Here is a 15,463-nt window from a genome sequence, read left to right as displayed (position 1 = left end):
CGGACTCCTCACACGGTGGCGGGCAGCTTCTCGACCCGGATCGCGGCGGCCTTGTACTCGGCCGTCCCCGCGATCGGACAGGTCGCCTCGATGGTGATGACGTTGACGTCGATCTCGTCCGGGAAGTGGAAGGTCATGAACGCCAGCCCCGGACGCAGTCCTTCGTCGATCCGGACCGGCGCCTCGATCGCGCCGCGGCGGGAGGAGATCCGCACGACCTCGTCCTCGACGACGGCGAGTTCGACGGCGTCGGCCAGGCACAGGTCGAGTGTCTCCCCGCGACGCAGCGGCGACGGGAAACCGCCGGATTGGACGCCGGTGTTGTAAGAATCCAGCCGCCTGCCTGTGGTCAGCCGGATCGGGAAGTCCTCGGTGAGCAGATCCACCGGCGGGCTGTGCGCGATCACGGTGAACGGCGCCGGACGGCCGCGTTTCGCCGGGTCTTCTTCCCAGAGGCGCCCGTGCAGGAAGGTCGGCTCGAGTTCGTCCTCGCGATAGCAGGGCCACTGGATGCCGCCGAGTTCCTCCAGCCGCGCGTAACTCATGCCGGCGTGCATCGGCGACAGCGTCCGGAGCTCGTTCCAGACGTCCTCGCCACCCTGGTAGTTCCAGTCGTGACCGAGACGCCGGGCCAGTTCGCACAGCAACTGGATGTCGTCGCGTGCGCCCTCCGGCGGTTCGAGTGCCTTGCGGACGCGCTGCACCCGGCGTTCACTGTTGGTGAAGGTGCCGTCGGATTCGCACCAGGCCGCCGAGGCCGGGAGCACGACGTCGGCCAGCTGCGCGGTCTTGGTGAGGAAGATGTCCTGCACCACTAGTTGGTCCACATTGGACAATCTTTTGATCGTGTGCTCGCAGTCCGCTTCCGACTGCACCGGGTTCTCCCCGATGATGTAGACGCAGGTCAGCTCGCCGCGCTCCATCACGTCGAGCATCTGCGTGAGGTTGAGCCCCTTGCGCGGTGGGATGTCCGAGCCCCACGCCGCGTCGAACTTCGCCCGGACGTCCGCGTCGAGGACGTTCTGGAAGCCGGGCAGCCGGTCCGGGATCGCGCCCATGTCGCCGCCGCCCTGGACGTTGTTCTGCCCGCGCAACGGGTTCAACCCGGCCCCGTACCGGCCGACGTGACCGGCCAAGAGCGCGAGATTGATCAGGGACAGCACGTTGTCGGTGCCGTTGTGGTGCTCGGTGATCCCGAGCGTCCACGAGAGCTGACCTCGATCCGCGCGGGCGTAGGTGTGCGCGAGTTCGCGGATCAGCTCGGCCGGGACACCGGTGACCTCCTCGGCGACCTCGAGTGTCCAAGGCTCGACCGAGGCCGCGAACTCGGCGAACCCCTCGGTGGCACGTTCGATGAAGCCGGTGTTGGCCAGTCCGGAGTGGATGATCTCGCGGGCGACCGCGTGCGCCAGCGGGATGTCCGTGCCGACGTGCAGCTGGAGCTGCCGGTGCGCCCAGCTCGCGGTGCTGGTCCGGCGCGGGTCGATGACGAACAGCTTGGCGCCGCGATGGACAGCCTTGAGCACGTGCTGGAAGAAGATCGGGTGCGCCTCACGCGGATTGCCACCCCAGACGACGATGACGTCGGCGTCCTCGATCTCCTGATACGACGACGTCCCGCCGCCGCTGTCGAACACCCGCGCCAGCCCGGCGACACTCGGCGCGTGACAGGTGCGGTTGCACGAGTCGACGTTGTTCGTGCCGATCACCGAGCGCGTGAACTTCTGCGCCACGTAGTTCATCTCGTTGGTCGCCCTGGCACAGGAAAACATGCCGAAGGCCTCGGGTCCCTTGGTTTCGAGCGTGCGCCGGAACCCGGCGGCGGCGCGCTCCAGCGCCTCCTCCCAGCTCGCCGGGCGCAGCTCACCCGAGTCGCGGACCAGTGGCTGAGTGAGGCGGACGTACGGTTCGGTGTTCTTGCGCTTCATCGGGTCCCTCCGATTCAGTGCGCTCCGACGGGAACGGCGTTCGCGGTCTGGTCGAGCAGGCCGATCGCCGCGTGGACGTGCCGCAGCGCCGGGGCGGGCACGCCGGTCAGCTCCGAGAGCTCGACGACGGCGCCGATGATCGCGTCGATCTCCAGCGGCTTGCCCGCTTCGAGGTCCTGCAGCATCGACGTCTTGTGGTGGCCGACGCGCCAGGCACCGTCGATGCGTTTCTCGACCGACACCTTCGGGTCACCGCCGGCGGCACGGGCGATCGCGAGGGTCTCGTTCATCATCGCGGCGACGAGCTCGCGGGTTTCCGGATGCTCGCAGATCTGGACCATGGTCGCCCTGGTCAGCGCGCTGAGCGGGTTGAAGGCGACGTTGCCCATGAGCTTGACCCAGATTTCGTCGCGCAGGTCGAGTTCGACCGGCGCCTTCAACCCGCCCGCGATCATCGCGTCGGCGAGCGCCGCGCACCGGGACGAAACGCCGCCTTTCGGCTCGCCCAAAGCGAAGCGGGTCCCTTCGAGATGCCGGATCACGCCGGGCTCCTCGATCACCGTCGAGCAGTAGACGACGCAGCCGATCGCGCGGCGCAGTTCGAGGACCTCGCTCACCGCGCCACCGGGGTCGACCGTCTCGATACGGCGGTTCTCGAGCGGATGTCCGGTGAGACCGTGGAAGTACCACCACGGGATCCCGTTCTGCGCGGCCACGATCGCGGTGTCCTCGCCCAGCAACGGCGCGATCAGCGGTCCGCACGAGGCGTACGAATTCGCCTTCAGGCCGAGGAAGACGAAGTCCACCGGACCGACCTCCGCGGGATCGTCGGTGACGTGGGGCCGGGCGGTGAAGTTCCCGCGCGGGCTGAGCACCCGCACGCCGTGCGCGCGCATCGCGTCGCCGTGCGCCCGTCTCGCGATGAGGTGGACCTCCGCCCCGCCTCGGTGCAGCGCGGCCCCGGCGTACGCGCCGATCGCCCCCGCGCCCAGAACAGCGACCTTCATGACGTGCCTCCTGCTCACCCGAGGACCAGATTGCATACAGTATCCTGTAGATAGTCGCCAGGCTACCCCTTGTCGCACTTAGTCCTCTAAATGCGCCGCACGTCCACGTGCTTCAAGCCGTAACTCACGTGCTTCAAGGCGTAACTCGCGTGTTTAGAGCCGTAACACGCTGAAGCGATCCGGGCCCGGCGTGTTACGCCTTCAATCACGCGAGTTACGCCCCCAATCACGCGAGTTGCGCCTTGCGACCAGCCGCATTTAGAGGACGAAATGCGCGATCAAGGGAGATTGTCGGGATTTTGCATACCAAAACCTGTATCCTGGACCGGACGAGTCATCCGGAGGTCCTGTGAGTCAGCCCGTTTCACCCCTTCCCGACCGCGGCCCCACCGGCCGCCGGACGAAGGGCACGCTCAACCCGGCGACGGCCAAACGCGTCGAGCGGCCGGCTCCTCTGCGCCAGGTCGTGTACGACGCGCTCGCGGAGCTGATCATCAACCGGACCCTCGAACCCGGCCAGCACCTGGTCGAGGCGGACCTCGCCGAGTACCTGGGCGTCAGCAGGCAGCCGGTCCGTGAGGCATTGCAGCGTCTGCAGAGCGAAGGCTGGGTCGACCTCCGTCCCGCACAGGGCGCCTTCGTGCACATGCCCACCGACGAGGAAGCCGATCAACTGCTGAGCGTGCGCACCGTGCTGGAGGCACACTCCGCCCGTCTCGCCGCCGACAGGGCAGGCGACGAGGACGTCGAGCGGTTGTGGGAACTGCAGAAGACCGGGCTGGAGGCGTTGGCCGCAGACGACACCGAAGGCCTCGTCGCGGCCAACGCCGCGCTCCACGCGTTCATCACCGAACTGTCCGGCAACACCGTTCTCGGCGAGATGATCGGCATGGTCGATCGCCGGGTCCGCTGGTACTACACGCCGATCGCCCGTCCTCGCAGCCACGACGCCTGGCAGGAACACGAGGAGCTGATCAAGGCCATCGCCGCCGGTGACGCCGTCGCCGCCGAAAAGATCATGAACCAGCACACCGAGCGCACCCGGCAGGCCTTCCACGAACGGCCGAAGGAGGACTAGCGCGCGTTTCATATTAAGGGGTAAGGCAAACGCGGCATGGCCAGAGTTGGCGGCTGGAGCGGGGCCGGCCGGGGAGACGCCTTTCCGACTGTCCATAAGGGACATTTTCCGAGGTGTCAGTGTCCGAGTTGGGCGAGTTGCGCGGTTTGGGGAGGAGGTCGTGAGTGGTAAAGAGGGTTAGAACGCTACTTGCCACTCACGACACCATTTCGTCGCTGGAAAGCGTCTCCTGTGGACACTCAGGTCCTGTCGGCCAGTCCAGAGCCATGCTTGGGCGCGAAGACCGCGAACTTGGCTTATGAAACGCGCGCTAGGCCGGCTTCAGTTCCTGCTCACGCCGCGGAGTCCGCGTGCGCGATCGCCCGGGCTGACGCAGCAGCAGACTGAGCGCGGCCGCGAACAGACTCGTCGCGCCCGCGAGGAAGAACGCGCCGCCGTAACCCCAAGCGACCACGACCATCGCCCCGACGCCGGAGCCGACCAGGCCCGAGATCAGCTTCGAGCTGTACACCAGGCCGTAGTTGCTGGCGTTGTTGTTCTCGCCGTAGAAGTCCGCCGTCATCGCCGCGAACAGCGGGAAGATCGCGCCGCCGCCGAAACCGGAGATCATCGAGGCGAGCAGGAACAGCGGCATGCTGCCGATCGAGCCGGACAGGTACACCGCGAACTGCGCGAGGCCGAGCACGACGCAGACCATGAACAACGTCTGCCGTCGCCCGTAGCGGTCGGAGATCCAGCCGATCACACCGCGGCCGGTGCCGTTGATGATCGCTTTCAGGCTCATCGCCAGCGCGACGATCCCGCCCGCGAACCCCATCTCGTTGCCGAACGGCACCTGCATCGCGATACCGAAGATGTTCACCCCTGCCGTGCACAGCAGGCAGAACCACATCAGCGGCAGCATCCCGGTCCTGAGCGCCTCCTTCGGCGTGTACTGCCGGACCGCCGGCGGGTTCTTCTGCAGGGAACGGCGGATCCGCGGATCGTCGGACACCTTCAACGGGTCCACCTGCGACGGCCACCAGTTCTTCGGCGGGTCCTGGAAGAAGAAACCGCTGACCCCGACGACCGCCGCCAGGAAGAGGCCGACCACGAGCAGGACGCCCGAAAAGTTGGAAAGGTCCATATAGGACGTGAAGATGAAGATGAAGGGCACCGAACCGTAGGCGAAGCCGCCGTTGACGAACCCGGTCTTCCCGCCCCTGCGCTCCGGATACCACTTCCCCACCATGTTCACGCAGGTCGCGTAGACCAGACCGGCCCCGCCACCGCCGAAGAACCCGAAGCCCAGGTACGCCCAGATCTCGCTGGGCGCGTAGGCGAGGGCCAGATAGGACAAGAGGGTGCCTGCCGCGCCCAGCAGCATCGCCGCTTTGGCGGACAGCGTCCCGTTCTCCCGCATCTTCCCGGCGGGGAAGGCGACGATCGCCTGGAAGAACACCCAGACCCCGAGCAACCAGAAGATGGTCGCCCCGTGCCATCCGTGCGCGCCGGCGAGCGTCTCCTCCGCCGACGTGAACGCGTATTCCGAGGAGCTGATGGCCATCATGGCGACCCAGGGCAGGATCACCATCGTCCATCGTGGACGGCCCATGATGTCTCGATCGGTTTCGCCGATGCGATAGATCCGGCCGTTCGAATCGATTACTTCCTTGTACGCTCCGGGTGGTTGAGCCGCGGTCGATGACGTCATTGTCATTCTCCTTGGGTCGGTTTTGGGCCGGAAATCAGCCGAGCAGTCCCGCTGAACGGGCCCAGCGATACTTCGCGCCGAGCACGGCCACCGGCTTCTCCGTCGTGTACGGATAAGCCACGACACCGTGCTCGTACAGAAAACTGCTGGCCTCTTCGACCTCGACATCGCCTGCCAGCGAGGCGACGACGGGCTTGTGGATCCCTTTCGCGCGATATTCGGATACGACTTCCGAAACGAGTTCCGCGAAGATCATCGGCGGGGTGACGATAGTATGCCAATAGCCGAGGATCAAGGCATGGATTCGCTCGTCCGCCAAACCGAGCGCGATCGTGTTCCGGTAGGTGGCAGGTGGTTCGCCGCCGGTTATGTCCACCGGATTGCCCGCCGCGCCGAACGGCGGGATGAATTCCCGGAACGACGCGTCGAGATCGGGCGGGATCTCCATCAGGTTCAGCCCGTTGTCCACGCAGGCGTCGGAAAGCAGGACACCGGAACCACCCGCGCCGGTGATGATGACGACGTTCTCGCCCTTGGGCGTCGGGAGCAGCGGGATGCCGCGCGCATACTCGAGAAGATCGTTCAGCCCGGGCGCCCGGATGATGCCGCTCTGGCGCAGGATGTCGTCATAGACCTTGTCGTCGCCGGCGAGTGCGCCGGTGTGCGAGCTGGCCGCTTTCGCGCCTTGGGAGGTGCGGCCCGCTTTGAGCACGACGACCGGTTTCCGCGCCGAAACCCGTTTCGCCGTTTCCGCGAACGATCGTCCGTCTTTGAGATCTTCGAGATGCATCGCGATCAGCTCGGTGTTTTCATCTTGTTCGAAGAAGGTGAGCAGATCGTCCTCGTCGATATCGGCCTTGTTGCCGACCCCGACGATCGACGAGACGCCCATTTTCGCCGACCGGCTGAACCCGAGGATGGCCATCCCGATGCCGCCGCTCTGCGACGACAGCGCGACCCCGCCCTTGACGTCGTACGGCGTGCAGAACGTCGCCGACAGATTCTCCGGCGTGTAGTAGTAGCCGTAGATGTTCGGGCCGAGGATCCGGACGCCGTGCTTCCGCGCGATCGCGACGACCTCGTCCTGCAGTTCGATGTTCCCCGTCTCGCCGAAGCCGGACGGGATCAGGATCGCCCCGGCCACGCCTTTCCGGCCCACTTCCTCCAGCGCGGCGGGCACGAATTTGGCGGGAATGGCGAACACCGCGACGTCGACGTCGCCCGGCACGTCGGAGATGCTCGCGTAGGCCTTGCGGTCGAGGATCTCGGCGGCCTTGGGGTTGATGGGATGGATCTCCCCCGCGAATCCGCCGTCGACGAGGTTCTTCATCACCGAGTTGCCGATCTTGCCCGCCTCGGCGGACGCGCCGATGACGGCGATCGAAGCCGGTTTCATGATCCGGGTCATCGACGCCAGGATCTCCTCCTGGCTGAACCGCACGGGCTCCCGCGCCGCTTCGGGATCCACCAGGATCCGGACGTCGACGGCGATGGCGCCACCGGGAGTGGCCAGCACCGGGTTGAGGTCGACCTCGGCCAGTTGCGGGAAGTCGGTGACCAGGGTGCCGACGCGGGTGAGCACGTCGGCCAGCGCGTCCCTGCTCACCGGCTCCGCACCGCGGACCCCGCGCAGGATCTCGGCGGCCGCGATGCCGTCGATCATCGAGAACGCCTGGTCACGGTCGAGCGGGGCGAGCCGGAACGTGACGTCCTTGAGCACCTCGACCAGTACCCCGCCGAGTCCGAACGCGACGATCTTGCCGAACGTGGCGTCCGTGGTGGCGCCGATGATCACCTCTTGCCCGCCGCTGAGCAGCTGCTGCACCTGGACACCGGTGATCTCGGCGCCGGCGTCATACGCCTTGGCGTTGGCGACGATGGACCGGAAGCCGTCCGCCACCGCGTCCGCGGTCGCCAGGCCGACCAGTACGCCGCCGGCCTCGGTCTTGTGCAGGATGTCCGGCGAAACGATCTTCAGCACCACCGGGAGGCCGATCTCCTGCGCCTGCGCGACGGCTTCCTCGGCGGTGGCCGCCAGCCGTTCCTCCGGGGTGGGGATCCCGTACGCCTCGCACACCTGGCGCCCTTCCGGAGCGGTGAGCGAGGCCCGTTCCTCGGCGGCGACCTTCTCGAGGATCTTCTCGACGATCTCTTTGTCTGCCATGAAGTTCTCCCTCAGATCACGCCGGCCGCGCGCAGCCGGTCCAGGTCGTCCTCGCCGTAGCCGAGTTCGCCGAAGACCTCGGCGTTGTGCTCACCGAGCAGGGGCGAGCGTTCGACCTCGACCGGCGAATCCGACAGCTTCAGCGGGCAGCCCACGGTTTTGAAGGCACCTCGTTCGGGATGCTCGACTTCGACGACGGAGCCCAGTTCGGCCAATGTGGCGTCCTCCGCGAGCTCCCTGGTGGACAGAATCGGACCGCAGGGGATGTTGTGGGCGTTGAGCGCCTCCATCACCTCCCATTTGGTGTGCTTCTCGGTCCACTCCTCGATCATCCCGAATGCCTTGTCCAATTTGGACAGCCTGGCTTCCGGGGTGGACCAGTCCGGATCCTCGGCGAGTTCGGGTTTCCCGATCAGCCGGGTGATCGGCGCCCAGCCGACCGGCTGGATGATCACGTAGATGTAGTCGTTCGGTCCGCCCGGCGCGCATTTCACCGCCCAGCCGGGCTGCCCACCCCCGGACGCGTTGCCCGAACGCGGGACCTCGTCGCCGAAGACGTCGTTCGGGTATTCGTCGAGCGGGCCGTGCGCCAGGCGTTGCTGGTCGCGGAGCTTGACGCGGCACAGGTTCAGCACGGCGTCCTGCATCGCGACCTGGACCCGCTGCCCGCGGCCGGTGTTCGTCCGCTGGTACAGCGCGGCCAGTATCGCGGCGACCAGGTGGATCCCGGTGCCCGAGTCCCCGATCTGCGCGCCGGTCGCGGTGGGCGGGCCATCCTCGAAACCGGTGGTGCTCATCGCACCGCCCATCGCCTGTGCGATGACCTCGTAGGCCTTGAAATCCGCGTACCGCCCGGGGCCGAAACCCTTGATGGAGGCGTAGACCAGCTTCGGATTCAGCTCGGCCAGCCGTTCCCAGGGATAGCCGAAACGGTCGACCACTCCGGGCCCGAAGTTCTCGACCAGGACGTCCACACTGGACACGAGTTGCTCGAAGACCTGTTTGCCCTGCTCACTTTTCATGTTCAGGGTGATGCTGCGTTTGTTGGCGTTGAGCATCGTGAAGTAGAGACTGTCCACCCCGGGGAGGTCCCGGAGCTGGCCACGGGTGATGTCGCCGCGGCCGGGTGTCTCCAGCTTGATCACGTCCGCGCCGAGCCAGGCCAGGATCTGCGTGGACGAAGGTCCTGATTGGACATGCGTCATGTCGAGGACGCGGACGCCGTCGAGTGCCTTTGCCATCGGTGATCCCTCCCGGCTACTTGTACATGGTCTGGTTCATGGTTCCGGGCGCGTAGACGTCCGGGTCGATCCAAACGTTGATCAGCGACGGCTTTCCGGACTCGCGGGCGCGCAGCAGCGCCGGGCCGATGTCCGCGGGGTCGCGCACCGCCTCGCCGTACCCGCCGAGCATCCGGGCGAACTCGTCGTAGGGCACGTCGCCGAGCGTGTTGCCGACGCGTTCCCGGCCGAGGCCGTACTTCGCCGCCTGGCCGTAGCGGATCTGGTTCATCGAGGAGTTGTTGCCGACGATCCCGACGAACGGCAGGTTGAAGCGCACCAGGGTCTCGAAGTCCCAGCCGGTCAGGCTGAACGCGCCATCGCCGAAGAGGGCGACGACTTCTTTCTCCGGCCGCGCGTGCTTCGCGGCGAGGACGAACGGGATGCCGACGCCGAGCGTCCCGAGCGGGCCGGGATCCATCCAGTGCCCCGGCGCCTTCGGCTGGACGACCTGCCCGGAGAAGGTCACGATGTCGCCGCCGTCGCCGATGTAGAGCGAATCCTCGGTGAGGAACTCGTTGATCTCGTGCACCAGCCGGTACGGGTGGATGGGGTTCGCGTCGGAATGCTGGAACGGCAAGCGCTTCTGCTTCGCTTTGGTCTCGACGTCCTGCAGTTCCTCGAGCCAGACCTTGCGCGCGACGGCACCGTTGCCGACCCGGCCGGTGGCCGCGTCCGCGACCGCGGCGAGCACCTGACCCGCGTCGCCGACGATGCCGAGGTCGACGTCCCGGTTCTTCCCGACGGTGCGGTAGTCGAGGTCGATCTGCACGACGGTCGCGTCCGGCGAGAGCCGCTTGCCGTAGCCCATGCGGAAGTCGAACGGGGTGCCGACGATGACGATCACGTCGGCGTTGTCGAACGCGTACCGGCGCGAGAGCTGGAAGTGGTGCGGGTCGCCGGGCGGCAGTGTGCCGCGCCCGGCACCGTTCATGTACGCCGGGATGTTCAGCCCGCGCACCAGTTCGGCCGCCGGTCCGCTGGCGCGGGTCGTCCACACCTGGCTGCCCAGCAGGATGGCGGGCTTCTTCGAGTGGACGAGGAGATCCGCGAGTTTCTCGATGTCGGCCGGGTCGCCGGCGTTGCGGGTGGACGCCCGGTACCGGCCCGCAGAGGGAACCCGCGCCTTGTCCACCGGGACCTTCGCGTCGAGGACGTCGCGGGGAATCTCCAAAAAGGACGGTCCGGGCGCGCCGTGGTAGCACTCGCGGAAGGCCATCGAGACCAGGTCCGCCACCCGCGCGGTGTCCGGGACGGTGGCGGAGAACTTGGTGATCGGCGCCATCATGTCGACGTGCGGCAGATCCTGCAGTGAGCCCATCTTGTGCTGGGTCAACGCCCCTTGCCCGCCGATCAGCAGCATCGGGCTCTCCGCGCGCAGGGCGTTCGCGACCCCGGTGACGGCGTCCGTCGTGCCCGGTCCCGCGGTGACGACCGCGCAGCCGGGACGGCCGGTGATCCGCGCGTAGCCGTCGGCCGCGTGCGCCGCGACCTGCTCGTGCCGGACGTCGATGACCGCGATGCCCTCGTCGACGCAGCCGTCGTAGATGTCGATGATATGCCCGCCGCACAACGTGAAGATCGTGTCGACGCCCTCCGCCTTGAGCGCCTTGGCCACCAGGTGGCCGCCGGAGATCAGGTCCGGGGCGGGTTCGGAACCGTTGGTGGTGGCCTTCGTCGCGGTGTCCCCCGCAGCGGTGCCGGTCGTTGGCGCCATCGTTCAACTCCTCTTTCTCGCACGCCGGACCTCTCTGATCCGTGCGCTCGTTTCCGGATCTGCTCCGTCCGCGCGTCCTCTGCTCGAAGCCCCTGGTCGCGGCAGACTGTAGATTGCATACCGTATGAGGTAGCCATATAGTTACTCTTCGAACGCTCCGGTGTCCAGGGCCGCTAGCAGGTTTCCTCTCCCATCGAGGGAAAGGTCGCCATCGGCGCTTGATGTCCTGAAGGTCCCCTTTGAGACCTTCAACGTCTCAAAGGGGACCTTCAGGACACGCCGAGGCGGTCCGGGCGGGTGTACACGTTCATGGAAGTGCCCCGCAGGAACCCCACCAGGGTCAGGCCCATCTCCGCGGCGAGGTCCACCGCCAGTGACGACGGCGCGGAAACCGCGGCCAGCAGCGGGATCCCGGCCATCACCGCCTTCTGCACCAGTTCGAACGACGCCCGTCCGCTGACCATCAGGACAGTCCCGGACAACGGCAGCCTCCCGTCACGCGCCGCCCAGCCGACCACCTTGTCGACGGCGTTGTGCCTGCCGACGTCCTCCCGCAGGCACAACAGCTCCCCGTCTGCGCTGAATAACCCGGCCGCGTGGAGCCCGCCCGTGCGGTCGAAGACCAGCTGTGCCGTCCGGAGCCGATCCGGCAGTTCGGCCACTGTGGACGGTGTGATCGACAGATCGTCGCCGTCCACCGGCCAGGTCGCGGTGGTCCGCACTGCGTCGAGGCTCGCCTTCCCGCACAACCCGCACGACGACGTGGTGTAGAAGTTCCGCTCCAGGGAGGCATCGGGCGGGGCGACGCCTTCCGCTAGGACGACGTCCAGCACGTTGTAGGTGTTGGAGCCGTGGGTGGTCGCGCCCGCGCAATAACGGATCGAGTGGATATCCTTCGCGGACCGCGAAACCCCTTCGCCGACAAGGAATCCGGCGGCGAGGTCGAAGTCGTGCCCGGGGGTGCGCATCGTGATCGTCAACGGTTTCCCGCCGACGCGGATCTCCAGCGGCTCTTCGACGGTCAGCGTGTCCGGACGGGCACCCGGCACGCCTTCGACGACGCGGATCACCCGCCGCCTGCTCGTCACACGGCCCATCAGCGGATCGCCGGCAACAGCGACTTCGGCCGTCCCGGCTGGGAAAGCCGCCCGCCGAGCAGTGCGCCGAGAACGCTGAGCGCGCCCGCCACCGCGAACGCGCCGAGGTACCCGTGCGTGGACACGACGAACGCGGCCAGACCGACTCCGAGCAACGCCCCGACCGCCTTGGCGCTGTACAGCACCCCGAAGTTCTGCAGTGCCGACTCCTCGCCGAAGTAGTCGCGGACCAGTGACACCAGCAGCGAGTAGCAACTCCCGTTCCCGAGCCCCGCCAGCGCGGCACCCACGACGAGCCCCACCGCGTGATCACCCGAGTAGAGCAGGACGAACTGGGCGATCCCGCCCGTGGCCAGCGCCAGTCGCAGGATCCGGCGCCTGCCGAGCCGGTCGGACAGTCCGCCGAGCAGGACCCGTCCGGCACCGGTCACCCCGGCGAGCACCGCGAGCGCGACGGTGGCGAGTTCCGGACCGCCTCCTTGCGCGGCCACGAAAGTCGCGAGATAGGCGACATCGAAGAGCAGGACCGCGGCGGCCAGTACGACGATGAGGTACATCGCCACCGCGGTCGGACAGCGGAGCACCTCCCCCGGCCGGTACTCGCGCAGGGCGGGCCGGTTCACCGCGACCCCGCGGTTGCGCACCTTGTCGGCCGCCCACGTACGCGGATCCGGCCGTTCCGGCCACCAGCGGGGCGGCGGATCGCGCAACAGGACCGCGGTGCCCGCGATCATCATGAGCACGGCCACCGCGACCGCGTCCAAGAGCGGACGGCGATTGCCTTCCGAGAGCCAAAACCCGGCCCCCAGCACGAAAAGCACGCTGCCGTACGCGAAAGCGCCGCTGACCGCGCCCACCCGTGCCGGGACGCGATCGGGGAACCAGTTCATCACCGTGCCGACGCAGGTCGCGTAGACGACGCCCGTCCCGATCCCGCCGAGTACCGAGTAGCCGACGAACATCGCGGCAAGGTTGTTGGCGTGCCCCAAGGTGAACATCCCGGTGGCACAGAGCACCCCGCCGGCGATCACCGCGACCGCGGGCGGAAACATCCCGCGCTCGCGCAACCGGGCGACCGGGTACACCGCGCACGCCTGGCACACCGTCCAGAGCGCGAAGGAGGCGATCACTTCGGGGAACGTCCAGCCGTAGGTGTCCATCAGGACCGGCGCGACGACGCCGAAGCCGTATTGCTGGATCCCGGCGGCGAACATCGCCGTCCAGCTGAGCCACAGCATCCACGCCCGGGATCTGCCGACCAGGTCCACGTCGCTCTCGCCGACGCGATACCGGCGGCCGTAGTGGTCTCGCAGGATTCGAGGATCGGGCATGGGTCCCACCCCGCTCACGGCAGATTGTATACAGTATGTAGTCTGGTTATAGCACTCGGGCCGCCGGAAGTCCACGAATTGTCGGACCCCCTCGTTAGCGTCAGCCGGCATGGACAGCACGCCGTTCCAAGTCCGGATCCCGGAGGCCGATCTCGAAGACCTCCGAGATCGGCTCCGCCGTGCCCGCTGGCCCGACGACGAGACCGTCGACGACTGGTCGCAAGGCGTTCCTGCCGCCTACCTGCGTGAACTGTGCTCGTACTGGGCCGGGCACTACGACTGGCGTGCCGCGGAATCCCGGCTCAACGCGATCCCCCAGTTCCGGGCCGAGATCGACGGGCTCGGCATCCACTACCTGCACGCCCGCTCCCCGCATCCCGGGGCGTTGCCGCTGATCCTCACCCATGGCTGGCCTGGTTCGGTCTTCGAGTTCCTCGACGTACTCGGTCCCCTCACCGATCCGGTCGCCCACGGCGGTGACGCGGCGGACGCCTTCCACGTCGTCGTCCCTTCCTTGCCCGGGTACGGCTTCAGCGACAAACCCGCGCGGGCGGGCTGGTCGATCCAGCGCATCGCCGACGCGTGGATCCGCCTCATGGACGGCCTTGGCTACGAGCGCTACGGCGCCCAGGGCGGCGATTGGGGCACCAGCATCACCACGCTCATGGGCCGGACCGCTCCCGCGCGGCTGGCCGGGATCCACCTCAACCCACCGCTGGCGGCGCCGGACCCGGCGACGTTCGACGGCCTGTCCGAGTCCGAGCGGAAATCGCTCGAAGACCTCGAAAGGGCCAAGGCGGACGGTTCGGGTTACGCGATCCAGCAGGCGACCAGGCCGCAGACGATCGGTTACGCGCTGGCGGACTCCCCGGTCGCGCTGTGCGCGTGGATCGTCGAGAAGTTCCAGGCGTGGACGGACTGCGGCGGCCATCCGGAGAACGCATTGACCCGGGACGCGATGCTCGACGACATCACGCTCTACTGGCTCACCGGCACCGGCGCTTCGTCCGCCCGGCTGTACTGGGAGAGCTTCGCCGAGGTGTCGAGCTGGTTCGCCGAGTCCACTGTGGACACGATCACCGTGCCGACGGGCTGTTCGATCTTCCCGCGCGAGACCCCGCGCCCGTCCCGCCGCTGGGCGGAACGCCGGTTCACCGACATCCGATACTGGAACGAACTCGATCGCGGAGGCCACTTCGCGGCCTTCGAACAACCCGGCGTGTTCACCGACGAGGTGCGGGCGTTCTTCCGGCTCGTGCGGTGACCGATTGACTCTGACACCGTGTCAGGCTGTCTGGTGGGAGGCGTCATGTTCAGTATCGGAGACTTCGCCAAGCACGGCCGGGTGACCGTCCGGATGCTGCGTCACTACGACGCCATCGGGCTGCTGCGCCCCGCCCACGTCGACCCGTTCAGCGGCTACCGGTCCTACACCGGCGAGCAGCTGGCCCGGCTCAACCGGGTGATCGCGCTCAAGGATCTCGGCTTCACCCTCACCAAGGTGCAGGAAATCCTCGAAGCGGAGATCGGCACGGACGAATTGCACGGGATGCTGCGGCTGCGCCGCGCCGAACTCGAAGCGGCCATGGAGGCGGACGAGGCGCGGCTCAAGGCCATCGAAGCGCGGCTCCGGTCGATCGAAAGCGAGGGAACCATGCCTTCCGAAGACGTCGTCGTCAAAAGCCTTCCCGCGGTGCGCGTCGCCGAACTGACCGGGACGGCGAGCGGATACGTGAACGAAGAGATCGGCCCCGTCGTCGGGCGGTTGTACAAGGAGCTGTTCGGAGCGCTCGGCCCGATCACGCCGTCGGGACCGCTCATCGCCTACTACGAGGACGACGCCGACGGCGAACGCGTGCTGATCCACGCCGCCGTCACCATCTCGGCCGAAACCGACCGCACCGAAGGATTCTCGACGGTGAGCCTCGCCGAAGTGGAAAGCGCGGCGACGATCCTGCACCGTGGCTCGATGGAGACCATGCTCTCCAGCTACCAGGTGCTGGCGAAGTGGGTCGACGCGCACGGCTACCGCGCGAGCGGCCCGGCACGGGAGTTCTATCTCGAGTGCCCGGAGGACGGGGACAAGTGGGTCACCGAGTTGCAGCAGCCGATCACCAAGGCCTGACCCTCAACCGTGTTCCAGGTGCCTTCGGCGGGTGGGTCGGGAT

11 protein-coding genes are annotated in these 15,463 nt (G+C 67.4%); 3 read left to right on the top strand and 8 right to left on the bottom strand.

Annotated features, from left to right (window positions below; all coding sequences use genetic code 11):
- Positions 1-8: 8 nt before the first annotated feature.
- Positions 9-1,928 (bottom strand): molybdopterin oxidoreductase family protein, encoded by a 1,920-nt coding sequence (locus DMH03_RS38180; RefSeq protein ID WP_125796864.1) that lies wholly within the window; start codon positions 1,926-1,928, stop codon positions 9-11.
- Between the two features lie 14 nt (positions 1,929-1,942).
- Positions 1,943-2,935 carry a 2-dehydropantoate 2-reductase gene (locus DMH03_RS38175; protein ID WP_125796863.1) on the bottom strand — a complete coding sequence of 331 codons (993 nt, stop codon included), beginning with the start codon at positions 2,933-2,935 and terminating at the stop codon, positions 1,943-1,945.
- 349 nt (positions 2,936-3,284) lie between these two features.
- On the opposite strand from DMH03_RS38175, the gene DMH03_RS38170 reads away from it, so the two are divergent.
- Entirely contained in the window at positions 3,285-4,013 is a 729-nt protein-coding gene (locus DMH03_RS38170) for a GntR family transcriptional regulator (protein WP_125796862.1), read from the top strand.
- Positions 4,014-4,323: 310 nt separating this feature from the next.
- Here DMH03_RS38170 and DMH03_RS38165 read toward each other — a convergent pair whose 3' ends face one another.
- The 6 genes from DMH03_RS38165 to DMH03_RS38140 all read right to left on the bottom strand — a co-directional run bounded on the left by DMH03_RS38165 (position 4,324) and on the right by DMH03_RS38140 (position 13,295).
- Positions 4,324-5,706 carry an OFA family MFS transporter gene (locus DMH03_RS38165; RefSeq protein WP_125796861.1) on the bottom strand — a complete coding sequence of 461 codons (1,383 nt, stop codon included), beginning with the start codon at positions 5,704-5,706 and terminating at the stop codon, positions 4,324-4,326.
- Positions 5,707-5,740: 34 nt separating this feature from the next.
- Complete coding sequence (locus DMH03_RS38160) at positions 5,741-7,870, bottom strand: acetate--CoA ligase family protein (protein ID WP_125796860.1); 2,130 nt, start codon at positions 7,868-7,870, stop codon at positions 5,741-5,743.
- Positions 7,871-7,881: 11 nt separating this feature from the next.
- A complete protein-coding gene (gene frc / locus DMH03_RS38155) occupies positions 7,882-9,111 on the bottom strand; it encodes a formyl-CoA transferase (protein ID WP_125796859.1) in 1,230 nt (409 codons plus the stop codon).
- Positions 9,112-9,127: 16 nt separating this feature from the next.
- Positions 9,128-10,867: a thiamine pyrophosphate-binding protein gene (locus DMH03_RS38150; RefSeq protein ID WP_199749185.1), complete on the bottom strand. Its 1,740-nt coding sequence runs from the start codon at positions 10,865-10,867 to the stop codon at positions 9,128-9,130.
- A gap of 269 nt (positions 10,868-11,136) precedes the next feature.
- Positions 11,137-11,964, bottom strand: a complete 828-nt coding sequence (gene fdhD, locus DMH03_RS38145; protein ID WP_125796858.1) for a formate dehydrogenase accessory sulfurtransferase FdhD — start codon at positions 11,962-11,964, stop codon at positions 11,137-11,139.
- A complete protein-coding gene (locus DMH03_RS38140) occupies positions 11,964-13,295 on the bottom strand; it encodes an OFA family MFS transporter (protein WP_125796857.1) in 1,332 nt (443 codons plus the stop codon). Before DMH03_RS38140 ends, fdhD begins: the two co-directional genes overlap by 1 nt.
- Positions 13,296-13,404: 109 nt before the next feature.
- On the opposite strand from DMH03_RS38140, the gene DMH03_RS38135 reads away from it, so the two are divergent.
- Together DMH03_RS38135 and DMH03_RS38130 are read left to right on the top strand one after the other, a co-directional pair.
- Entirely contained in the window at positions 13,405-14,559 is a 1,155-nt protein-coding gene (locus DMH03_RS38135; RefSeq protein WP_125796856.1) for an epoxide hydrolase family protein, read from the top strand.
- Positions 14,560-14,604: 45 nt separating this feature from the next.
- Positions 14,605-15,420: a MerR family transcriptional regulator gene (locus DMH03_RS38130; RefSeq protein ID WP_125796855.1), complete on the top strand. Its 816-nt coding sequence runs from the start codon at positions 14,605-14,607 to the stop codon at positions 15,418-15,420.
- Positions 15,421-15,463 lie beyond the last annotated feature (43 nt).

Origin of the sequence: Amycolatopsis sp. WAC 01376 (genome assembly GCF_003947415.1) — a bacterium.
Taxonomy (GTDB): domain Bacteria; phylum Actinomycetota; class Actinomycetes; order Mycobacteriales; family Pseudonocardiaceae; genus Amycolatopsis.
Note: the sequence above shows the minus strand (reverse complement) of the source record. Positions and strands in the feature narration are given on the sequence as shown.